We start from the raw sequence: 20,192 nt of genomic DNA on the forward strand, positions 1-20,192 counted from the left end.
GCGTCTTTTTTAGGTCGTCGTCCGGAATGCTCAGGCGGCGTCGAGGCCGTAGAGCGAGTGCAGGGTGCGGACCGCGAGCTCGGTATAGGCCGCGTCGATCAACACCGAGAACTTGATCTCGGAGGTGGTGATGGCGCGGATGTTGATGCCCTTCTCGGCCAGCGCGCGGAAGGCGCGGGCCGCGACGCCCGCATGGCTGCGCATGCCGACGCCGATCGCCGAGATCTTCACGACGTCGATCGCGCCCTGGATCTCCTGGTAGGAGATCACATCGTGCTTGCTCTCGAGCAGCGTCTTGGCGCGCTCGTAATCGGCAGTCGGCACGGTGAAGGTGATGTCGGTCGTCGCCTGATCGTCGGAGACGACCTGGATGATCATGTCGACATTGATGTTGGCATCGGCGAGCGGGCCGAAGATCGCCGCGGCGACGCCGGGCTTGTCGGCCACGCGCCGGAGGGTGATCTGGGCTTCGTCCCGGGAGAAGGCGATGCCGGTGACGATCTGCTGTTCCACGATGTCGTCCTCGTCGCAGATGAGGGTGCCAGGATTGGGGTTTTCGGGGTCGTCGAAGGAGGAGCGCACATAGGTCGGCACGCGCTGCGTCATGGCGATCTCGACCGAGCGCACCTGCAGAACCTTGGAGCCGAGCGAGGCCATTTCGAGCATTTCCTCGAAGGAGACCTTGTCCATGCGCTTGGCCTTCGGGACGATGCGCGGATCGGTCGTGTAGACGCCGTCGACATCGGTGTAGATATCGCAGCGATCAGCCTTGAGGCCGGCCGCGAGCGCGACCGCGCTGGTGTCCGAGCCGCCGCGGCCGAGCGTGACGATGCGGTGCGTGCGCGGGTTGACGCCCTGGAAGCCGGAGCAGACGGCGATCTCGCGATTGCGGTCGAAGCCGGCGAGGATGCCGGCGCCGTCGACGCCTTCGATGCGGGCCGAGCCATGCGCGTCCGAGCCATAGAGCGGGATCTGCCAGCCCTGCCAGGAGCGGGCCGGCAGCCCCATCTCCTGCAGCACGATCGCCATCAGGCCGGAGGTGACCTGCTCGCCGGAGGCGACGACGGTGTCGTACTCGGCCGGGTCATAGAGCGGCGCGGCTTCCTTGCACCAGGCGACGAGCTCGTTGGTCTTGCCTGACATCGCCGAGACGACGATCGCGACCTCGTTGCCGGCGTCGAACTCGCGTTTGACGTGCCGCGCCGCGTTCTTGATGCGCTCGACAGTGGCGACTGAGGTGCCGCCGAATTTCATCACCAGACGGGCCATGACGGTATTCGGGCTCTCGATAGCTGTCCCCGGCTGGAAAAGCCGGGTCGAAACGTCGCCCTCGCACTGGCGGCGGGGCGGGTGTAGATGACGGGCGTCAGGCGCGGTGTCAATGTGGCATCGCATAAACGAGGGACGGGTTCATGGCGGCTGCGGCTGAGCGAAAGGGATCGACGATCGATCCGGCCGAAGTCGCGCGCTTCGATGCGATCGCGCGCGACTGGTGGGACCCGAAAGGGCCCATGGCTGTCCTGCACAAGTTCAATCCCGTGCGCCTCGCCTATGTCCGCGACGAAGCCTGCGCGCATTTCGGCCGTGATCCGAAGCGGATGCGGGCGCTTGAAGGCCTGACTCTGGTCGATATCGGTTGCGGCGGCGGCGTGCTGTCGGAGCCGCTCGCTCGGCTCGGCGCGGAGGTGACCGGGCTCGACCCGGCGCCGACCAATGTCAGCGTCGCGCGCGCCCATGCCGAGAAGAGCGGCCTGACCATCGACTATCGCGAGGAGACGATCGAGGCGGTCGTCGCCTCCGGCAAGCGCTTCGACATCGTGCTGGCGATGGAAGTCGTCGAGCATGTCGCCGATGTCGAGGCTTTCATCGCCGCCTGCTGCGCGGCGGTGAAGCCTGATGGTCTGCTGATCATGGCGACGATCAACCGCACGCTGAAATCCTATGCGCTGGCCATCGTCGGTGCCGAATATGTGCTGCGCTGGCTGCCGAAGGGCACGCATGACTGGGAGAAGTTCGTGAGCCCGGCCGAACTTGGCGGCGCCATCGAAGGCAACGGCTTCACGCTGGGCACGCAGACTGGCGTGGTCTTCAATCCGCTGACCGGCCGCTGGAGCGCCGCCCGCGACATGGACGTGAATTACATGCTCGCCGCCAGCCGCAGCGGCCAGGCCTGACGTTTAGCTCTGACGTTAGTCTTCCGGCGCTGCCATCGCGGCGCTGGCCGCTGCAAGCCGCTGGAGGAGATCGGGAGGCAGCGTCGCCGTCACGCGAGCCTGTGCGCCTCGCCAGGCCGGAAGAGCTGCCTTTAGCCGCCTGACTCCTTCTTCCGTCAGCCAGACCGCACGGCGGCGCAGATCCTGCTCGACAGTCGCGATCTCGATCAGCCCGTCGCGCTCCAAAGCGCGGAGGTTTCGCGAGAGTGTCGAGGGATCGAGCCCGGCTTGCTCCGCCAATGCCGCCATCCGGTCGTCTTCGTTCGTCGCTATCACCGCCATCAGGCCGAGCTGGGCGACGCTCAGCCCGCTATCCTTCAACGCCTCGTCATAGATCCGCGTCACGCGCCGCGCGGCCTGCCGGATTGTCAGCCCGGCGCAGCTCGCCGCCAACTGGCGCACCTCTTCCCGCAATCCGTGCAGTCTTCGCATGCCAGCAATTTACATGCAGATACAATAATTGCATATACATCTAACTGCCTGCCGATCGCGAGGTTTCCGATGCCTGCCATGCCCGCCGATATTCTGAGCCGCATCGGCGGCACCACCTTGCTCCCGCTACGCCGCATCCTTCCCGAGAACGGCGCCCGCATTCTGCTGAAGCTTGAATGCGAGAATCCGACCGGCTCGATGAAGGATCGCATGGCACTCGCCATGATCGAGGCCGCCGAAGCAGATGGGCGGCTCCAACCCGGTGGCAGCGTCGTCGAATATACCGGCGGCAGCACGGGCGTTTCGCTCGCCCAAGTCTGCGCGGTGAAAGGCTATCGGCTGCACATCGTGACCTCCGACGCTTTCGCCCGCGAGAAGCTCACCCATATGCGTCTGCTCGGCGCAGAATTGACGATCATCCCGAGCGAATCCGGCCGGATGACCGAGAAGCTGACGCGGGACATGATCGAAGCCGCACGCGTCATCGCGGCCGAGACCGGGGCCTTTTGGACCGACCAGATGCGCAACACCGACCAGCTCGCCGCTTATAACAGGCTGGCTGGGGAGATCTGGGAGCAGACCGGCGGCCGGATCGATGGCTTCGTCCAGAGCGTCGGCACCGCCGCCTCGCTGCGTGGGACCGGGGAGGCGCTTCGCCGGCTGACGCCGTCGGTCGCGCTGGTCGCGGTCGAGCCGGCTGAATCGGCCGTGCTCTCGGGCGGCCCGACCGGCGCGCACAAGATCGATGGCGTCGGCGCGGGCTATGTCGTGCCGCTCTGGCGGCCCGATCTCGTCGATGCGATCGAGCCGGTTTCGACCGAAGAGGCGAGGGCTATGGCGCTGCGGCTGGCGCGGGAGGAGGGGTTGTTCTGCGGGACGTCCACCGGCGGAAACTTCGTCGCGGCGCTGCGCCTTGCGGAACGGCTCGGGGCCGGCGCGACGATCGTCTCCGTCCTGTGCGACACCGGCATGAAGTATCTGAACAGCTTCGCCGCCGCGCTGCCGGACTGACGTCTAGGGCCTGAATACGGCCGCGACCACGAGCAGGAACAGGCCCGATGCGAGCGCGATCGCTGCCCGCAAGGCGTCGGGGTCCAGGCGCGTCGGAACGCCGAAGCGATGCCACAGCCACGCCCCGGCAAAGCCGCCGATCAGGATGAGCCCGGCGTTAAAGAGCGTCCCGAAGCCGGCATTCCCGAGCAGCAGGTCGGAAATCCAGCCGAACAGGAGTACGGTCAGAACGATCATCGTGACGATGAGGATGACGGAAAGCATCGGCAGATCAGGCAGGCCGACCATCATCAGCAGACTGCGCATGGGTTCTTCTCCTGGCCGCGCCGGCACCGAAGATCGCCTGGAAGCGTGAAGAAAACGCAAGCGCTCCGGCTGGCTGAGGCAGGGAATTTTGCGCCGCGGTGTAATTCCTTAGATCAATGGCGCAGCGCAGCATATGGTGCATGATCGGCACCCACATCCGCAGGACGCGCCCAGGCTCAGTCAAGGACGGATGAGAGCAGGGAGGACGACCATGTCGCAGTCGCAGGCCGCCGTTAATCCGCTCAAGGATCTCTACGAACTCGACGAACTGCCGCCGCTGGGCCATGTCCCGGAAAAGATGTACGCCTGGGCCATCCGGCGCGAGCGCCACGGGCCGCCGCAGGAGAGCTTCCAGGTCGAGGTCGTGCCGACCTGGACGATTGGCGAGGAGGAGGTGCTGCTCCTCGTGATGGCGGGCGGCGTCAATTACAACGGCATCTGGGCCGGCCTCGGCCAGCCGATCTCACCCTTCGACGTCCACAAGGCTCCCTTCCACGTCGCAGGTTCGGATTGCGCCGGCATCGTCTGGGCCGTCGGTTCCAAGGTGAAGCGCTGGAAGGTCGGCGACGAGGTCATCGTTCACTGCAACCAGGACGATGGCGACGACGAGGAGTGCAATGGCGGCGACCCGATGTTCTCGCCCTCCCAACGCATCTGGGGCTATGAGACGCCGGACGGCTCCTTCGCCCAGTTCTGCCGGGTGCAGTCGCGCCAGCTCATGCAGAAGCCGCGGCACCTCGCCTGGGAGGAGGCTGCCTGCTACACGCTGACGCTGGCGACAGCCTATCGCATGCTCTTCGGCCATGCCCCGCACGCCATCAAGCCGGGCGATAACGTCCTGGTCTGGGGCGCCTCGGGCGGCCTCGGCGTCTTCGGCGTCCAGCTCTGCGCGGCCTCCGGCGCCAACGCCATCGGCGTGATCTCGGACGAGACCAAGCGCGACTACGTGCTCGGCCTCGGCGCCAAGGGCGTGATCAACCGCAAGGACTTCAACTGCTGGGGCCAGATGCCCAAGGTCAATTCGCCCGAATACGCCGAATGGACCAAGGAAGCCCGCAAGTTCGGCAAGGCGATCTGGGACATTACCGGCAAGAAGGATGTCGACATCGTCTTCGAGCATCCGGGCGAGGCGACGTTCCCGGTCTCCTGCCTCGTCGCCAAGCGCGGCGGCATGGTGGTGTTCTGCGCGGGAACCTCCGGCTTCAACATCACCTTCGATGCCCGCTATGTCTGGATGCGGCAGAAGCGCGTCCAGGGCTCGCATTTCGCCCATCTCAAGCAGGCCAGCGCCGCCAACCAGTTCGTGATCGACCGGCGCATCGACCCCTGCATGTCCGAGGTCTTCCCCTGGGACAAGATTCCGCTCGCCCACCACAAGATGTGGAAGAACGAGCATGCGCCCGGCAACATGTCCGTGCTGGTCTATGCTCCGCGCACGGGGCTGCGCACTTATGAGGATGTCGCCGAGGCGCTGGGAGGCTAGGCGCGCGTATCCGGTTGCAAAGCGAAATCGGTTTGGCTACAGACTGCTTGCGAAAAACAAGCGGTCGGAGGAAGCCATGACATTGACGCTCTACGCCCATCCCTTCTCGTCCTACAGCCAGAAGGTGCTGATCGCGCTTTACGAAAACGGGACGCCCTTCACCTATCGGGTGCTCGGTCCGGATGATCCGGAGGCCGGGGCGGAATGGGTTGGCCTCTGGCCGCTGAAGCGCTTCCCCGTTCTCGTTGATCGCGGCGCGACCATCGCGGAATCGAGCGTCATCATCGAGCATCTCGACCTCCATCATCCGGGGCCGGTTCGGCTCCTGCCGGATGATCCCAAGGCCGCGCTTGGGGCGCGCATGATGGATCGCTTTTTCGACAACTATGTGATGACGCCGATGCAGAAGATCGTCCTCGACCATCTGCGGCCGGACGGCGAGCGCGATCCCTACGGCATGGCGCAGGCGCGCGAGCAGCTCGACGATGCCTATCGCTGGCTCGACGAGGCGATGGCCGAGCGCGAATGGGCTTGCGGTGAGGCTTTCACCCTGGCCGACTGCGCGGCTGCTCCGTCACTGTTCTATGCCGACTGGGTTCATGAGATCGACACGGCCTTCGGCCACGCCCGCGCCTATCGGGGCCGCCTCCTGGCCCGGCCTTCCGTCGCTCGTGCGGTCGACGAGGCGCGGCCCTACCGCAAGCTCTTCCCGCCGGGCGCTCCGGACCGGGATTGACAGGCGGCTCCGGCATGGCCTGGCGGCGCTGACGGCCTGTCGCGTCCGGCGGAACCGGGCTAGAGACGGCCGTTTCCGTTTGCCTCGCGGGTTCCCATGCCGCCCCTGCTTCTGCGCGCGATGCCGCTGCTCTTCACCTTCCTGTGGTCCACGGGCTGGGTGGTGGCCGGCTATTCGGCGCGCTATGCCGATGCCCTGACCTTCCTCGTCGTCCGTTTTGCCTGCGCTGCCGCCCTCCTGACCGCGATAGCGCTCGCGACCAGCGCGCCCTGGCCGCGCGGGCGGCGCGCCGTGCTGGACATCGCCGTCACCGGCATCCTGCTGCACGGCATCTATCTTGCCGGTGTCTGGTGGGCCGTGCGCCACGGGTTGCCGGCGGCCATCTCCGGGCTGATCGCGGGATTGCAGCCGATCCTGACGGCGCTGTTTGCGCCGGCCCTGGTCGGAGAGCGGATTTCCGGAATCCGCTGGCTCGGTATCGCCTGCGGCTTCCTCGGCATTGCGCTGGTGCTGGAGCCGCAGCTCGCCGGCGTCGAACCGGCCGCGCTCTGGGGCGTGCTCGCACCGATGCTCATTAATATCGGTGGCATGTTCGCGGTGACTTTCGGGTCCTTCTATCAGAAGGCGCGGATCGTCTCCGGGGATCTGCGCACGATGACCGCGATCCAATACACGGCGGCGGCGCTGATCGTCGTGCCCTTCGCCTTTCTGTTCGAGCCTATGCGGATCGAATGGAACCTGACCATGCTGCTGGTCCTCGCCTGGTCGGTCATCGTGCTGTCGATCGGCAGCATCTGGCTTTATCTGTTCATGATCCGCCGCGGCGAGGTCTCGCGCATCGCGACCTTTCTCTATCTGGTGCCGGCATTGGTCGCCGTGGAAGCCTGGATGCTCTTCGGCGAGACGCTGACGCCGTTTCAGATCGGCGGCATGGCGGTGACCGTGCTCGGCGTGGCGCTCGCCAGCCGCAAATAGGCTGGCGGTCATTGCCGGCTCCTCCGCAAAAAGGAGGATTTCGGTTTCACCGGAACTCCTCTTATGCTGCGTCGCAACAAAGGGAGGCCGAAACGATGAGCGCCAACACCGCCGCTAAAACCGAGGCTCGAGCCGATGCGGTCGCGCTGATTGCCGCTGCGCTGCCGGGCTTCGAGGGGCTGTTCGAGGATGCTGTCGCCGCTGTGCGGCAGAAAGTGCTCGTCGACGGCCGGATTTCCTCGGCTCGGCTCGAGGCGGAGCAGCATGCCGCCCATGGGCTGTCCTGGCTTGCGACCTATGTCACGGCGCTGCGCGAACTCAAGGCCTATGGCGAGCGCCTTCAGGCCGAGGAGCGCTACGGCGCCGTCGAGGACTATGCTCTGCGGATCGGCGCCGGCGAATACGCCGCCCAGATATTTGGCGGCATCCCGATGAGCCAGGGCGAGATCGTGCGCCTGTCGGCGCTCGGCCTCTCGCAGAAGGCTGTTTCAGCCGCCCGCTCGGATGCGGCCGAGGCGCTGATCGCCGAGGGCAACACCCCGGAGAACCGCGCCCGCTTCGTCGCCCTGTTCAGCCAGAGCGACGGTTCCCACAGCGTCGGCGATCCCGGCCTCGACGAGACGCTGGAGGCGATCCGCTCCGAGATGCGCCGCTTCTGCGCCGCGGAGGTCACGCCCCACGCCCATGAATGGCACCTCGCCAACGAATACATCCCCCTGCCGGTCGTCGAGAAGATGGCCGAGCTCGGCGTCTTCGGCCTGACCATCCCCGAGCAGTTCGGCGGCATGGGGCTGTCGAAGGTCTCGATGTGCGTCGTCTCGGAGGAGCTGTCGCGCGGCTATATCGGCGTCGGTTCGCTCGGCACCCGCTCGGAGATCGCGGCCGAGCTCATCCTCTGCGGCGGAACTGACGCGCAAAAGGAGCATTGGCTGCCGAAGATCGCTTCCGGCGAAGTCCTGCCGACGGCCGTCTTCACGGAGCCCAATACCGGTTCGGATCTCGCGTCGCTGCGCACCAAAGCAGTGCAGGAAGGCGAGGGGGCGGATGCTGTCTGGAAGGTCAGCGGCAACAAGACCTGGATCACTCATCCCGTCCGCGCCGACATCATGACGCTGCTTGTCCGCACCGATCCCTCGGAACCCGGCTACAAGGGCCTGTCGATGCTGATCGCCGAGAAGCCGCGCGGCAACGACGAGGATCCGTTTCCCGTCGCCGGCCTAACCGGCGGTGAGATCGAGGTGCTCGGCTATCGCGGCATGAAGGAATACGAGCTCGCCTTCGACGGCTTCGCGGTCAAGCGCGAGAACCTGCTCGGCGGCGTGCCGGGGCAGGGCTTCAAGCAGCTCATGCAGACTTTCGAGGCGGCGCGCATCCAGACGGCGGCCCGCGCCATCGGCGTGGGGCAGTGCGCCTTCGATCTCGGCTTGCGCTATGCGCAGGAGCGCATCCAGTTCGGCAAGAAGCTGATCGCCTTCCCGCGCGTCGCCGACAAGCTCGCCATGATGGCGGCCGAGATCCTGATCGCGCGCCAGCTCACCTATTTCGCCGCCCGCGAGAAGGATGCCGAGCGGCGTTGCGACCTCGAGGCCGGCATGGCCAAGCTCTTGGGCGCCCGCGTCGCCTGGGCGGCGGCCGACAACGCCCTGCAGATCCATGGCGGCAACGGCTTCGCGCTGGAATATCCGGTGAGCCGCGTGCTCTGCGACGCCCGCATCCTCAACATCTTCGAGGGCGCCGCCGAGATCCAGGCGCAGGTCATCGCGCGCCGGCTGGTGGAAGGGTGACGTCAGAGCATCGGACTGAAAAGTGGAAGCCACTGTTCGGAAAATCCGATGCCCGGACGACGGGATAGATCGGCGCTTTATGTCGATAGGGCGCGCGGGGGGGCGGGGGGCTCCTTACCGAAGCGGCAACATGCGGCGAAGCGTATCGTCCCGGCGGACCGTATGATGCCAGAGCGCGGCGACCGCATGCAGCACCGCCAGCGCGATGAGCGTATATGATGCCCATTCATGCCATTCGCGAATGGGCCGCGTCTCGGCGCGCGGTGCGGGCGCAGCCAGGGGCGGGATGCTGAACAGGCCGAGATCGAGCCCTTGCCCGCGTTTGATCGCATAGACGAGGCCGATCACCGGGACGACGAGCATCAGCACGTACAAGCCGGCATGACCGAGGCGCGCCGCGACCGCGAGGAGAGGCGACGACGCTTCCGGTTCGGGCGGGCGATGTGTCAGACGCCACCCGCAGCGCGCGACCAGCAAGACGATCAGCAGGATGCCGATGGCCTTGTGACTCTCCATCGCTGCCCGTTTCCAGGTGCTGGGGAAGGCATCGATCGTCAGTCCGAGCAGGAAGGCCAGGACGATCAGGAGCGCCATCGACCAGTGGAGAAACCGCGCGATTGGGTCATAGGATTCTCGAGCGGCGATCGGGACGGAGGTCAAAGGCACTCTCTCCTAGATTAGAATCGCTACAATGTAGGAGAGCTGCGTATCAGATCAAAGTTACAATTCGTCCATCTTCGCGCTTCGTCATCCCGGCCCTCCCGGACGCTCCATCCGCGGGGTTTGCGGGCCTCGTCGTGATAATTTCGACAAGATGTCCCTGCTCGGATGATGCGCCCGGCCACGGAGGCCGGGCGTGAACGAGGAGTCATCATGTCGAACCGCCTTGCCTTCGCTCTGGCCGGGACCGTGCTTGTCGGCGCAGCCGCATTGCTCTCCGCCCCTGCGATGGCCCAGCAGAACCCGCCCGGCCAGCAGCCTGCGCGCATCAGCGTGACGGGTGAGGGCGAGGTCAGCGTTGCGCCCGACATGGCGATCCTCAACCTGACGGTGCTGCGTGAGGGCGAGACGGCGCGCGCCGCGCTCACCGCCAGCAGCGAGGCGATGAAGCAGGTGCTGGCGGCGCTGAAGGAGGCTGGTATCGCCGAGCGCGACCTGCAGACTTCGGGCCTGAGCATCCAGCCGCGCTTCGCCCAGCCGGGCAAGGATCGGAATGTCGAGCCTAAGATCACCGGCTACGCCGTCAGCAATGGTCTGACCGTTCGCGTTCGCAAGCTGGCGGATGCCGGCGCCATCCTCGACAAGGCGGTGACGCTGGGCGTCAACCAGGGCGGCGGCATCGTCTTCGTGAAGGACGATCTCAAGCCGACGCTGACGGAAGCGCGCAAGCTCGCGGTCGCCGACGCCGTCGCCCGGGCCAGGACGCTGGCGGAAGCGGCCGACATCAAGCTCGGCCGGATCCTGACGATCGAGGAGCAGTCGAGCCTGCCGCGTCCGATGCCCTATGGCGGGCCGATGAAGATGGCGGCAAGCGATGCCTTCGTGCCGCTGGCGGCCGGCGAGAACGCCTATCGCACGCAGGTCAACGTGGTCTTCGAGATCGCGAACTGACCCGCGAGAGCCGGCCGGGCATATCGTTCAGACCACGGCGCACCCGGGAGCCAGCCTGCTGCGGCAGGCTGGCGACGATGACGCCGCACAGGACCACAAGTCCCGGCAGAAGCAGATCTTTCGGCGGCAGCTCCGCCAGAATCAAATAGGCTGCCAGCGTGATCAGCGGCACGCGCAACGTGTCGGCGCTGCACAGCTGGAGCGGAGTGCCGTGGCGCGATGCATTGGCCAGCGCAGCCTGCGAGACGAAGCCGCCGACGATCAATGCCAGCACGGCCCCGCCGATCACCGCCAGTTCCGGCGCTGGGAAGGCGAGTCGATAGGGCTGCGGCGGCGGCGACCACAGCTCCGGGACGAAGAGCCAGAGGAGCAGGTAGAGCGGCAGCTGGATCGCATGCATCAGGAACACGATCGACAAGGTGCTGCGATTGGCGGCGAGGCTGGCCAGCATGAGGTTGGTGGTGGTCAGGACGGCGACGGCTGCGATTGCGATCGCGATGTCGCTGTTGGGAACGGCATTCAGCTTCAGCAGCAACAGGCTGATGCCGCTCGCGAGGAGCGCCAGGCCCAGCGCGGGGACCGTACCCGGTCGCCGGCGAAGCGTCAGGAACAGCAGCACTCCCGCGAAAAGCGGCCCGGTGAACTCGATGGTGGTGACCAGCGCCAGCGGCAGATGCGACAGGCTCCAGATCAGCGCCAGCGAGCCGGCCAGATGCAGCACGCTGCGGAGGATGTCGTCGCGCGGCTTCGCGGGCAGAAAGCCGTGCTGCCGGCCGCTGCCGCTCGCCCAGACGATCGAGCCGGCGATGGCCAGGCTGCCGATCGAGCGCAGCAGGCCGATTTCGATGATGGTGAGATAGCCCGCGAGAAGGCGGATCGACACGGCGATGGCGAGGTAGGAGGCGAGATAGGCGCTCATCCACCCGAAGAACGCCGGAAATTGTCGGCCTGGCCGGTCCAGGGAATGCCCAGCAGCATGCGCTCCAGGATGGCCATCCGCATCGGCACCGAAAGCTGAACCTGGCGGAAATAGCCTGCGTTCGGAAGGCTGTCGCATGAGGGGTCGAGCTCCGAGAAGCGCGGGAGAGGGTTGAGGATCAGAGTGTCAGAGCGGGCATCCAGGATCTTGCGGGCGGTGAGGGTGAAGGGCTCGCTCTCTTTTTCCTTATCGACGGCCTCAGTGCCGAGCGAGGCATGCGCGAATTTGCTCATATCCTGCATCTGGATGCTGAGAACGTCATGATCGAGCGTGTGGCGGATGTCGTGAACGGTGCCGACCGCGGTACCGAGGTCGGAGAGCACGGTCATCGCCTCGCGCATCGCCGGATTGATCGGCACGTCGGGCAGGCAGCACAGGGTGAAGCGCCTGGGCGGGCAGATCCGCAGCATCTTGACGAAGGAGACGGCGAAGCGCGCCCGCGTATCGCTCGACAGGGCGATGCTCAGCGTCTCGATGTCGCCGCGCATCTGCCGGATGGAAAAGATGTCGACGAGGGCCTGGCTCGGATGCTCGTCGGCGCCGTTGCCGGCGTTGATGACGGGCAGGTAGCTCAGCCGCCCGACGCGATAGGGCATGTCCTCCAGATGCGAGCGGACCACGAGCAGGTCGCTATAGAGCTCGACGGTGCGGATATGGTCCTCGATGGATTCGCCGGTGGTGTTGCCGATGCGGCTGCGATCGGTGTCGTAGGCGTCGATCGACTGGTGGCCGAGCCGGGCGGCCGCTGCCTGGAAGCCGAGCCGCGTGCGCGTGCTGCGCTGGTCGAACAGGGTGGCGATCACCTTCGGGCGTCTCCGCGGCGCCGGTGGCTGCTCTGGAAGCGGAAGCCCTCCCTTTTCCATCTCCTCCTCGCGCAGATGCCGCTCGGCGCGTTCGATGATGTCGTCGAGGTCGAAGCGCGAAACGGCGTCGGCGCTCAGCAGATCCTTCCCGCTCGGATAGTTCGGGCGCTGCATCCAAGGCCTCCGGCTCGCGCGGGCGTCTGCAGCCGGAGCGTTTCAGGCAAACTGGCTGAAGCGATCCGGCTTGCGCCAGCCGGAGCGTGAGCGTCCTGCCCTCGTCCGTCCCGTCGCTACACGAGTGCCGATCATGGGCAGCAATTCCTCCGCTGTCATCGGCCGAGCGAAAACAAACCCCTGAATGCCATGGACGGCATGCTTTTTGATGATTTCGAGCTGCTCCTGCGTTTCCACGCCCTCGACGATCAGGCGCAGTTCGAGGTCGTGTGCGAGCTGGGTGATCGCGTTCATCAGCGAATCGGCCTTGCGCGAGGTGCCTACTTCCTGCGTGAAGGCCTGGTCGATCTTGATGGTGTCGATCGGCAGATGCGCCAGATAGCTCAGCGAGGAGTAGCCGGTGCCGAAATCGTCGAGCGCGATCCGCACACCGAGCTTCCGCAGCGCGATCAGGCGGGAGACGACATGGGCGGGGTCGTCGATCAGCGAGCTCTCGGTGATCTCGATGGTCAGGCGCGCCGGCTCGATGCCGTTCATCCGGATCAGCGCCTCGACCGTGCCGACGAGATCGTGGCCATGATCGAACTGACGCGCCGAGACGTTGACGCTGACCCCGACGCTGCGCGGCCATGACTGGGCGGTCCGCATGGCTTCTCCGAGCGCCCAGGAACCGAGCACGGTGATAAGGCCCGTCCGTTCGGCCAACGGAATGAAGATATCGGGGCGCACCATGCCGCGGTGAGGATGGTTCCAGCGCAGCAGCGCCTCGACCAGCGTCGCCGAGCCGGAGCGCGGATTGTAGATCGGCTGGAATTGCAGCTCGAACTCGCCGCGGCGCAGCCCCTCCCGCAGTTCGGTTTCGAGCGCCAGGCTGTCCTCATGCTCGTCGCGAATGGCGGCGGTATACACGACGAAGCGGTTCCTGCCGTCGAGCTTGGCGCGATAGAGCGCGATATCGACGCATTTCAGCGCCTCCTCGATCGAGGGCGCGCAACCGGCGGGCGCAATCCCCATGCTGGCCGTCGCCGTGATGTAGCGCCCGCCGATGAAGCGTTGGCTCGCGAGCAGCATGACGAGCCTGGCCGCCAGCGCCGTCGCGCCGTCGATGCTGCGCGTGGTCGCGACCATGAATTCGTCGCCCCCGGTGCGGGCTGCGATGTCGCAGGGTTCGAATTCCGCGATCAGCGTCTCGCTGACCGCCTTCAGCAGCGCGTCGCCGACATCGTGGCCAAGGCTGTCGTTGATGCCCTTGAAGCGATCTATATCGATCGAGATCAACGTCACGGGACCGCCGGCCGCCGCCATGGTCCGGATCTCGCGCATGAAGCCGCGGCGATTGTAGAGGCTGGTGATCGTGTCGTTGACGGCGAGATGCTCCAGCTCGCGCATCGAGCGCAGCCGGGCAAGGAAGATCCGATGGATCACTTGCGCGCTGGAGAACGTCAGCACGGCGGTCAGCGCCACCGATAGCGCGATGACCAGATAGGCCGGGTCCTTCGTCCAGAGCAGGGCCAGCGTGAACGGCACTGCAACCGCGAGAACCTGAACGCGGGGGATCATCGGCCGTGAGCTGTTCCGCCCCGATATGCCGGCGAGATAACCGATGGTTTGTGCGATCGCTAGCACCGCGACGGGATCATGGGTGTAGCGCAGGATCGCGTAGGCACCGAAGGCTGCGATCAAGGCGGCCGTCGACCAGGCACCGGCCATCGCGAGCTTCTCGAGGCGGTCGATATCGCCGACGCTCGCAGATGCGAGGTGGATGGATTTGTAGTGGTGGTGCGAAATGTGGCGGAAGCAGCCGATACCAACCATGGCGGCGGCCATCGCATAGAAGGTGGGGTCGTTGCCGGTCAAAAGCCCGGCCGCGATCATGACCGCCGTGACGGTCACGGTGCCGATGAGAATCGTGCCCGGTGTCGCGTAAAGCGCTGCCACCAGTTCGGATTTCATCGCGATGTCGTTTTCATGAACATCAACGATCATGGGAGCGCCCTGTCATCAGGTCCGAATTGACCCGACGAACGCTCCATTCTCGATAAAAACCTATTAAGGAACGGTATGTGATTTCTGCGGGTTCGCCGATAATTTATGCAAATTACGCTTAGTATTCAGGCTTTTGCTTCCAGTCGGTACTTCATGAAACCTTCCGCACTTTCACCCGCGGGCTCGGCCTTCAGGCTCGCCGGCAGTTTGCCGGCGGCTGCCGGCGAGGTCGTGAATGTGACGTTGACGCCCGCCGGCAGCGGCGCCAGCGACCAGTTGCCGTCCGCCTTCGGCTCGATCGCCTTCTGCCCGACGATGTGGCGGACGATGACGTCGCGGTTGAGGTCCGGCGCTTCCAGAACGACCGTTGTCCTTGTGCCCGGGAAATTGCCGCCGCCCGAGGCGCGGTAATTGTTGGTGACGACGAGGAAACTGGCCTGCTCGTCGATCGGCTGACCCGCGAAGGCGAGATCGATGATGCGGTGCGCATTCGGTGCGACGAGCTTGCCGTCATTGTCGTAGCGGGAGGGCTGCGTGACGTCGATCCGATAGGCGACGCCGTCGATGACATCGAAGTTGAAGGCCGGGAAGGCCGGGTTGATCAGCGGTTGTTCCTCGGTCTTCGCAGGATCGACGCGGTTGAAGATTCCGGCCGAGCGTTCCAGCCATTCCCTGATCTCGGTGCCGGTGACTTTCACGATCTGCACCGTATTCGGGTAGAGGTAGATGTCGGCGATGTTCTTCAGGGCCAGCGGCCCGACTGGGATGTCGGTGTAGAAGGACGGACCGGCGCGCCCGCCCGATTTGAACGGAGCCGCCGCCGAAAGGATCGGCAGGTCCTTCCAACGCGTCTGCGCCATCAATGGCTTGGCATAGGCGATCTGCGCCTCGGCGACGATCTGGATCGACGGGTCGTCCGTCACCAGGGCGAAGTAGGAGTTGATCGGGGAGGCGGTGCTGCCGACCGGTTCGCGCATATAGGCGAGCGTCGCCTCGTGGTCGGCCTTCACCGTCGCCAGGATCGCCGGCTCCGCACTGGCCTTGGGCACGATCTTGCGGTCCGGCGTGCGCTCGTAGATCGGCTTTGCCTCGACCTTGAAATCCGCGATTCTCCAGCGCTCGCCGCGCTTCTCCAGTTCGAGATCGACGATGCCGAGATGCGAGCCCCAGAAGCCCGGCTGGCATGCCGGCTTGCCGTTCAGCGCGCCCTTGACGTTATCCACGCCCGCAATGTCGTCGAAGGCCTTGCCGCCGGGGAAGACCAGATGCTGATGGCCGGTCAGGATGACGTCGATGCCCTCGACCTTCGAAAGATGCAGCGCCGCGTTCTCCTCCATGCCGCGCCGCTCGCCACCGGCGATGCCGGAGTGGCAGAGGGCGATGACGAGGTCGGGCTGGGCATCGAGCAGGTCCGGCATATGCTTCTCGGCCGCATCGACGATGTCGGTCGCGACGAGCTTGCCGTCGATATTCGCCTTGTCCCATTGCATGATCTGCGGCGGCACGAAGCCGATCACGCCGATCTGCAGCACATGCCGGTTTCCGGCCTCGTCCTCGAAGCTCTGCTCGAACAGGCGCCAGGCATCGGCCAGTGTCCCGCCGCCGACCCGCTCGACATTGGCACAGACCAGCGGGAATTCGGCCTTGGCGAGGCCGTGATCGAGGAACTCCAGCCCGTAGTTGAATTCGTGGTTGCCGAGGGTGCCGCAGAGATAGGGCAGGGCGTTCATCGCGGCGAGCATCGGATGGGTCTCGCCGGCCTTCAGCCCCTTCTTGTAGGCGACATAGTCGCCGAGCGAGGAGCCTTGTAGGAAATCCCCGTTGTCGAAGAGCAGGCTGTTCTTGGCCTCGCCCTGCGCCACCTTGATCAGGCTCGCGGTCTTGGCGAGGCCGACGGTGTCGTCCGGCCCGTCGCGAAAATAGTCGTAGGGCACGACATTGACGTGGAGATCGGTGGTTTCAAGCACCCGCAGTTTGAGCCGCGCCGGCGTCTGGGCGGAAGCGGGCAGGGCGGCGCTCGCGACGATTGCGGCTCCGGCCTTCAGCGTCTCGCGCCGGTTGAGATAGTGACCTCGCGCCCGACGACCTTGTGCCATGCCCTGCTCCCGCTTCGCGCAACGGAGCAGGACGGTAGCATTGCGGCAAGCCCATGACAGGGGAAAGATGCAGGCCCCGTCGTCGTTTCGGAACATGATGAACGAGGCCCGCCATGATCCTGATCGGCCAGTACGACTCGCCTTTCGTTCGCCGTGTCGGCATCACGCTGGCGCTCTATGGCCTCGCCTTCGAGCATCGGCCCTGGTCCGTTTTCGGCGAAGGCGACCGGGTCCGCGCCTTCAACCCGCTGATGCGGGTGCCCACGCTGGCGCTCGATGATGGCGAGGTCCTGTTCGACAGCGTCAGCATCATCGACTGCCTCGATGAGCTGGCCGGGGAGGAACGCGCGCTTTGCCCGCGTGCCGGTCCGAGGCGCCGCCACATTCTCGGCGTCGTCGCGCTCGCCATGGGCGCAGCCGAGAAGGCCGTCAGCCTGTTCTATGAGTTGCGGCTTCACGAGGAGGTCTCGGCCGTCTGGGCGGATCGTTGCCGCGGCCAGATCCTCTCGACGCTCGCTGCGCTCGAGCGTGACCGGGCGAGCCGCACTTCTCCCTGTTGGTTCGGCGGTTCGATGAGCCATGCCGACATCGCCGTCGCTGTCTCGTTGCGCTTCATCAGGGAGGCGCATCCGGGCTTGGTCGCGGAGGAGGATATCCCGGCACTGGCGGCGCATGCCGCCGCGCTCGAAGTGTTGCCGGTGTTGCGGGACGTTTCGCAGCCTTTCGTCCCGCCCGCTTGAAAGCGGCGGATCAGATGGCGGTCGCCGTCACGGCGCCGGCGAATTCCGCCCGCAGCGCCGCATCATGCTCGCCGAGCGCGGGAACCCGCCGCATCGCGATGCGCCGGCCGTCGACGATGACCGGCGGTGCCAGCATCTCGATGGAGCCGTTCGGGGTCGGAACCGGCACAGCCGTGGCTGCCGGATGCGCGATCAGACCGCCGACCGTCGAGACCGTGCCATAGGCGATCGCATGCCGGTCGAGCGCGGCGGTGACGTCCGCGAAACGGCGCTGGCCGAGGCGTATCTGAACCTCGCCGTCGAGCGCGGCGCGAGCCCCGACCCGCAGGACGTTGGAAGCATAGCGCGGATCACTCGCAAGCTCCGGGCTCTCCAGCACGTCGCGGGCGAAGACGCGCCATTCCCGCTCGCTCTGGATCGAAATCAGCACCTCCCCATCGAGCAGCGAAAAGACGCCGTACGGCGCAATGGAGGGATGGGCGAGGCCGATGCGCGCAGGCTCGATCCCGCCATGCCGGCGCGTGATGTAGGGCACGTTCATCAGCTCCGCGAGCGTGTCGAAGAGTGACAGCGCGATCGCGGAACCCTCGCCGGTGCGGGCCCGCCGCAGCAGCGCCTCCAGGATGGCGGCATAGGCCGCCTGGCCGGTGGCGATGTCGGCGATCGAGATGCCGATCCTTGAGGGACCGGAATCGGCCGTGCCGGTGATCGCAGCGAGCCCCGATTCGGCCTGTATCAGCAGGTCGTAGGCCTTGCGAAGCTCGTGCGGCGTGCCCGGCGCATAGCCGGAGATGTCGCAAGTGATCAGCCGCGGGTGACGCTGGCGGAGCGTCGCGCTGCCGAGGCCAAGACGCTCCGCAGCGCCGGGAGCAAGGTTCTGGATGAAGACGTCGGCGCCGGCGATCATCGCCCCCACCAGCGCCAGATCCTCTGGTCGTCGCAGGTCGACGCGGCACGATTCCTTGCCGCGGTTGATCCAGACGAAATAGGAGGATTGCCCCTTGGCGAAGCCGTCATAGCCGCGCGCGAAATCGCCCTCGGGGCGTTCGAGCTTGATCACGCGCGCCCCGGCATCGGCGAGCTTGCAGGTCGCCGTGGGGGCGGCCACCGCCTGCTCCAGCGCGACCACCACGATACCTTCGAGCGCCTGTGTCATGGTCGATCCGGACCTCATCCTTCGATTGCGCGCAGAGGAGAACGATGCCCTGCGGCGCTGTCAAATCTGCCTTGGCAGCCCGGCCCTGCGCCTGTCGCGGGGGAGCCCGGATCGCTACCGCCTTGCGTCGGAGGCCGCCAGCCGGCAGCTTGCCTGCCGATTCCGCCGGGGCTGCGCCTTCGGCCAGAGCGATCGGGAACGAACATGAATCAACATTTCATCAATGGCCGCTATGTGCCTGGCCAGACTGGCGAAACCATCGCCAAGCTGAACCCCGCGACCGGCGAGGAGTTCGCCCGCATCGCCTGCGGAAACGCCGCGGATATTGACGCCGCGGTCACGGCGGCGCGCGCCGCCTTCGACGGCGCCTGGGGCAAGCTGACGGCAGCCGAGCGTGGGCGCCTGATCTCGAAGCTTGCGCTCAAGGTGCAGGATCATTTCGACGAGCTCGCCAAGCTGGAAGCACGCGATACCGGCAAGCCGATGAGCCAGGCCCGTGCCGATATCGACGCCACCATTCGCTATTTCGAGTTCTATGGCGGCGCCGCCGACAAGGTACACGGCCACGTCATTCCCTTCCTGAACGGATATCATGTCAGCGTCATCCATGAGCCGCATGGTGTTACCGGCCACATCCTGCCCTGGAACTATCCGGCGCAGATGATCGGCCGCTCGCTCACCGCCTCGCTCGCCATGGGCAATGCGGTGGTTCTGAAGCCGGCCGAGGATGCCTGTGCCACCGCCTTCCGCCTCGCGGAGCTGGCGAGCGAGGTCGGCTTCCCCGACGGCGCCATCAACATCGTTGCGGGCCGCGGCCATGAGGCGGGTGCGGCGCTCTCCGCCCATCACGGCATCGGCTTCATGTCCTTCACCGGGTCGCCCGAGGTCGGCAAGATGGTGCAGCATGCCTGCGCCGAGCATCTCATCCCCTGCACGCTGGAACTCGGCGGCAAGTCGCCTCAGATCGTCTTCGAGGATGCCGATCTCGACGCGCTGGTGCCGATCGCCTGCAAGGCGATCGTCCAGAACACCGGGCAGACCTGCTCGGCCGGTAGCCGCCTGCTGGTGCAGAAGTCGATCTATGACGACGTCATCTCCGCGGTCGCCAAGGAATTTTCCAAACTCCGGGCCGGCACGCCGGAGATGGACCTCGACTGTGGCCCGGTGATCAACGCCAAGCAGCGCGGCCGCGTCCAGAGCTTCATCGACCAGAGCCGCGAGGCCGGCATCCCGGTGATCGCGCAGGGCCAGATCGCGCAGGGCGTGCCGAATGGCGGCTTCTATGTGCAGCCGACCCTGTTCGGCCCGGTGCCGCGCGGCAACCGGCTTGAGCAGGACGAGGTCTTCGGCCCCGTGCTCGCGGCCTTCCCCTTCGATGACGAGGAAGATGCGATCAAGGCCGCCAACGGCACCGATTACGGCCTCGTCGCCGCGGTCTGGACCAAGGATGGCGGGCGCCAGCAGCGCGTTTCGAAGCGCGTCCGCGCTGGTCAGGTCTTCATCAACGGCTATGGCGCCGGCGGCGGCATCGAACTGCCCTTCGGCGGCACCGGCAAGAGCGGGCACGGTCGCGAGAAGGGCTTCATCGCGCTCGAGGAGTTCGCGGTGACCAAGACCATCGTGCACAAGCACGGCTGAGGCTAGCCGTCATTCTCGGGCGAAGCGCAGCTTCGACCCGAGAATCTCAGGCCGAGGACGGCGCGGGAG

At 66.0% G+C, this 20,192-nt stretch carries 18 protein-coding genes; 9 read left to right on the forward strand and 9 right to left on the reverse strand.

Annotated elements, in window-relative coordinates; all coding sequences use genetic code 11:
- Positions 1-30: 30 nt before the first annotated feature.
- Positions 31-1,269, reverse strand: a complete 1,239-nt coding sequence (locus AB4Z16_RS16560) for an aspartate kinase (RefSeq protein ID WP_441512449.1) — start codon at positions 1,267-1,269, stop codon at positions 31-33.
- Between the two features lie 143 nt (positions 1,270-1,412).
- Here AB4Z16_RS16560 and ubiG point away from each other — a divergent pair, with 143 nt between their 5' ends.
- Positions 1,413-2,174, forward strand: coding sequence for a bifunctional 2-polyprenyl-6-hydroxyphenol methylase/3-demethylubiquinol 3-O-methyltransferase UbiG (gene ubiG, locus AB4Z16_RS16565; RefSeq protein WP_441512450.1), 762 nt, complete (start codon positions 1,413-1,415; stop codon positions 2,172-2,174).
- 15 nt (positions 2,175-2,189) lie between these two features.
- Here the strand turns inward: ubiG and AB4Z16_RS16570 are convergent, their stop codons facing one another.
- Entirely contained in the window at positions 2,190-2,645 is a 456-nt protein-coding gene (locus AB4Z16_RS16570) for a MarR family winged helix-turn-helix transcriptional regulator (RefSeq protein ID WP_441512451.1), read from the reverse strand.
- Positions 2,646-2,714: 69 nt separating this feature from the next.
- Between AB4Z16_RS16570 and AB4Z16_RS16575 the strand changes: the two genes are divergently transcribed.
- Entirely contained in the window at positions 2,715-3,656 is a 942-nt protein-coding gene (locus tag AB4Z16_RS16575; protein ID WP_441512452.1) for a PLP-dependent cysteine synthase family protein, read from the forward strand.
- 3 nt (positions 3,657-3,659) lie between these two features.
- Here the strand turns inward: AB4Z16_RS16575 and AB4Z16_RS16580 are convergent, their stop codons facing one another.
- Positions 3,660-3,962: a hypothetical protein gene (locus tag AB4Z16_RS16580; RefSeq protein ID WP_441512453.1), complete on the reverse strand. Its 303-nt coding sequence runs from the start codon at positions 3,960-3,962 to the stop codon at positions 3,660-3,662.
- Positions 3,963-4,173: 211 nt separating this feature from the next.
- Here AB4Z16_RS16580 and ccrA point away from each other — a divergent pair, with 211 nt between their 5' ends.
- The 4 genes from ccrA (at position 4,174) to AB4Z16_RS16600 (ending at position 8,940) form a co-directional block, all read left to right on the forward strand.
- The gene (gene ccrA, locus AB4Z16_RS16585) at positions 4,174-5,445 is read left to right on the forward strand and encodes a crotonyl-CoA carboxylase/reductase (protein ID WP_441512454.1); all 1,272 of its coding nucleotides are present in this window, start codon (positions 4,174-4,176) and stop codon (positions 5,443-5,445) included.
- Positions 5,446-5,521: 76 nt separating this feature from the next.
- Positions 5,522-6,181, forward strand: a complete 660-nt coding sequence (locus AB4Z16_RS16590) for a glutathione S-transferase family protein (protein WP_441512455.1) — start codon at positions 5,522-5,524, stop codon at positions 6,179-6,181.
- Positions 6,182-6,277: 96 nt separating this feature from the next.
- The gene (locus AB4Z16_RS16595; RefSeq protein WP_441512456.1) at positions 6,278-7,156 is read left to right on the forward strand and encodes a DMT family transporter; all 879 of its coding nucleotides are present in this window, start codon (positions 6,278-6,280) and stop codon (positions 7,154-7,156) included.
- Between the two features lie 95 nt (positions 7,157-7,251).
- Complete coding sequence (locus AB4Z16_RS16600) at positions 7,252-8,940, forward strand: acyl-CoA dehydrogenase family protein (protein WP_441512457.1); 1,689 nt, start codon at positions 7,252-7,254, stop codon at positions 8,938-8,940.
- A gap of 114 nt (positions 8,941-9,054) precedes the next feature.
- Here the strand turns inward: AB4Z16_RS16600 and AB4Z16_RS16605 are convergent, their stop codons facing one another.
- Positions 9,055-9,600 (reverse strand): cytochrome b, encoded by a 546-nt coding sequence (locus AB4Z16_RS16605; RefSeq protein ID WP_441512458.1) that lies wholly within the window; start codon positions 9,598-9,600, stop codon positions 9,055-9,057.
- A 213-nt stretch (positions 9,601-9,813) separates the two neighbouring features.
- On the opposite strand from AB4Z16_RS16605, the gene AB4Z16_RS16610 reads away from it, so the two are divergent.
- A complete protein-coding gene (locus tag AB4Z16_RS16610) occupies positions 9,814-10,551 on the forward strand; it encodes an SIMPL domain-containing protein (protein WP_441512459.1) in 738 nt (245 codons plus the stop codon).
- On the opposite strand, the gene AB4Z16_RS16615 is transcribed toward AB4Z16_RS16610, so the two are convergent.
- The 4 genes from AB4Z16_RS16615 to AB4Z16_RS16630 all read right to left on the reverse strand — a co-directional run bounded on the left by AB4Z16_RS16615 (position 10,523) and on the right by AB4Z16_RS16630 (position 16,589).
- Positions 10,523-11,470: a hypothetical protein gene (locus AB4Z16_RS16615; RefSeq protein WP_441512460.1), complete on the reverse strand. Its 948-nt coding sequence runs from the start codon at positions 11,468-11,470 to the stop codon at positions 10,523-10,525. The genes AB4Z16_RS16610 and AB4Z16_RS16615 overlap by 29 nt on opposite strands.
- Complete coding sequence (locus AB4Z16_RS16620; protein ID WP_441512461.1) at positions 11,467-12,507, reverse strand: aspartate carbamoyltransferase; 1,041 nt, start codon at positions 12,505-12,507, stop codon at positions 11,467-11,469. Before AB4Z16_RS16620 ends, AB4Z16_RS16615 begins: the two co-directional genes overlap by 4 nt.
- Before the next feature lie 42 nt (positions 12,508-12,549).
- Positions 12,550-14,460: a putative bifunctional diguanylate cyclase/phosphodiesterase gene (locus AB4Z16_RS16625; protein WP_441512462.1), complete on the reverse strand. Its 1,911-nt coding sequence runs from the start codon at positions 14,458-14,460 to the stop codon at positions 12,550-12,552.
- 158 nt (positions 14,461-14,618) lie between these two features.
- Positions 14,619-16,589 carry a bifunctional 2',3'-cyclic-nucleotide 2'-phosphodiesterase/3'-nucleotidase gene (locus AB4Z16_RS16630; protein ID WP_441512463.1) on the reverse strand — a complete coding sequence of 657 codons (1,971 nt, stop codon included), beginning with the start codon at positions 16,587-16,589 and terminating at the stop codon, positions 14,619-14,621.
- A 113-nt stretch (positions 16,590-16,702) separates the two neighbouring features.
- On the opposite strand from AB4Z16_RS16630, the gene AB4Z16_RS16635 reads away from it, so the two are divergent.
- Positions 16,703-17,329: a glutathione S-transferase family protein gene (locus tag AB4Z16_RS16635; RefSeq protein WP_441512464.1), complete on the forward strand. Its 627-nt coding sequence runs from the start codon at positions 16,703-16,705 to the stop codon at positions 17,327-17,329.
- Between the two features lie 10 nt (positions 17,330-17,339).
- Here the strand turns inward: AB4Z16_RS16635 and AB4Z16_RS16640 are convergent, their stop codons facing one another.
- Complete coding sequence (locus AB4Z16_RS16640; RefSeq protein ID WP_441512465.1) at positions 17,340-18,485, reverse strand: CaiB/BaiF CoA transferase family protein; 1,146 nt, start codon at positions 18,483-18,485, stop codon at positions 17,340-17,342.
- Between the two features lie 204 nt (positions 18,486-18,689).
- On the opposite strand from AB4Z16_RS16640, the gene AB4Z16_RS16645 reads away from it, so the two are divergent.
- Positions 18,690-20,123 carry an aldehyde dehydrogenase family protein gene (locus AB4Z16_RS16645; RefSeq protein ID WP_441512466.1) on the forward strand — a complete coding sequence of 478 codons (1,434 nt, stop codon included), beginning with the start codon at positions 18,690-18,692 and terminating at the stop codon, positions 20,121-20,123.
- Positions 20,124-20,192 lie beyond the last annotated feature (69 nt).

The organism is Allobosea sp. TAF32 (assembly GCF_052113585.1).
Classification (GTDB): Bacteria; Pseudomonadota; Alphaproteobacteria; order Rhizobiales; family Beijerinckiaceae; genus Allobosea.

Excerpts from the sequence above, each read along its gene's own strand:
- AB4Z16_RS16645 (WP_441512466.1), top strand. The coding sequence starts at position 18,690 with ATGAATCAACATTTCATCAATGGCCGCTATGTGCCTGGCCAGACTGGC.
- AB4Z16_RS16595 (WP_441512456.1), top strand. The coding sequence starts at position 6,278 with ATGCCGCCCCTGCTTCTGCGCGCGATGCCGCTGCTCTTCACCTTCCTG.
- AB4Z16_RS16575 (WP_441512452.1), top strand. The coding sequence starts at position 2,715 with ATGCCTGCCATGCCCGCCGATATTCTGAGCCGCATCGGCGGCACCACC.
- AB4Z16_RS16635 (WP_441512464.1), top strand. The coding sequence starts at position 16,703 with ATGATCCTGATCGGCCAGTACGACTCGCCTTTCGTTCGCCGTGTCGGC.
- AB4Z16_RS16600 (WP_441512457.1), top strand. The coding sequence starts at position 7,252 with ATGAGCGCCAACACCGCCGCTAAAACCGAGGCTCGAGCCGATGCGGTC.
- AB4Z16_RS16625 (WP_441512462.1), bottom strand. The coding sequence starts at position 14,460 with ATGAAATCCGAACTGGTGGCAGCGCTTTACGCGACACCGGGCACGATT.
- ubiG (WP_441512450.1), top strand. The coding sequence starts at position 1,413 with ATGGCGGCTGCGGCTGAGCGAAAGGGATCGACGATCGATCCGGCCGAA.
- AB4Z16_RS16615 (WP_441512460.1), bottom strand. The coding sequence starts at position 11,470 with ATGAGCGCCTATCTCGCCTCCTACCTCGCCATCGCCGTGTCGATCCGC.
- AB4Z16_RS16620 (WP_441512461.1), bottom strand. The coding sequence starts at position 12,507 with ATGCAGCGCCCGAACTATCCGAGCGGGAAGGATCTGCTGAGCGCCGAC.
- AB4Z16_RS16570 (WP_441512451.1), bottom strand. The coding sequence starts at position 2,645 with ATGCGAAGACTGCACGGATTGCGGGAAGAGGTGCGCCAGTTGGCGGCG.
- AB4Z16_RS16640 (WP_441512465.1), bottom strand. The coding sequence starts at position 18,485 with ATGACACAGGCGCTCGAAGGTATCGTGGTGGTCGCGCTGGAGCAGGCG.
- AB4Z16_RS16580 (WP_441512453.1), bottom strand. The coding sequence starts at position 3,962 with ATGCGCAGTCTGCTGATGATGGTCGGCCTGCCTGATCTGCCGATGCTT.
- AB4Z16_RS16610 (WP_441512459.1), top strand. The coding sequence starts at position 9,814 with ATGTCGAACCGCCTTGCCTTCGCTCTGGCCGGGACCGTGCTTGTCGGC.
- ccrA (WP_441512454.1), top strand. The coding sequence starts at position 4,174 with ATGTCGCAGTCGCAGGCCGCCGTTAATCCGCTCAAGGATCTCTACGAA.
- AB4Z16_RS16560 (WP_441512449.1), bottom strand. The coding sequence starts at position 1,269 with ATGGCCCGTCTGGTGATGAAATTCGGCGGCACCTCAGTCGCCACTGTC.
- AB4Z16_RS16590 (WP_441512455.1), top strand. The coding sequence starts at position 5,522 with ATGACATTGACGCTCTACGCCCATCCCTTCTCGTCCTACAGCCAGAAG.
- AB4Z16_RS16630 (WP_441512463.1), bottom strand. The coding sequence starts at position 16,589 with ATGGCACAAGGTCGTCGGGCGCGAGGTCACTATCTCAACCGGCGCGAG.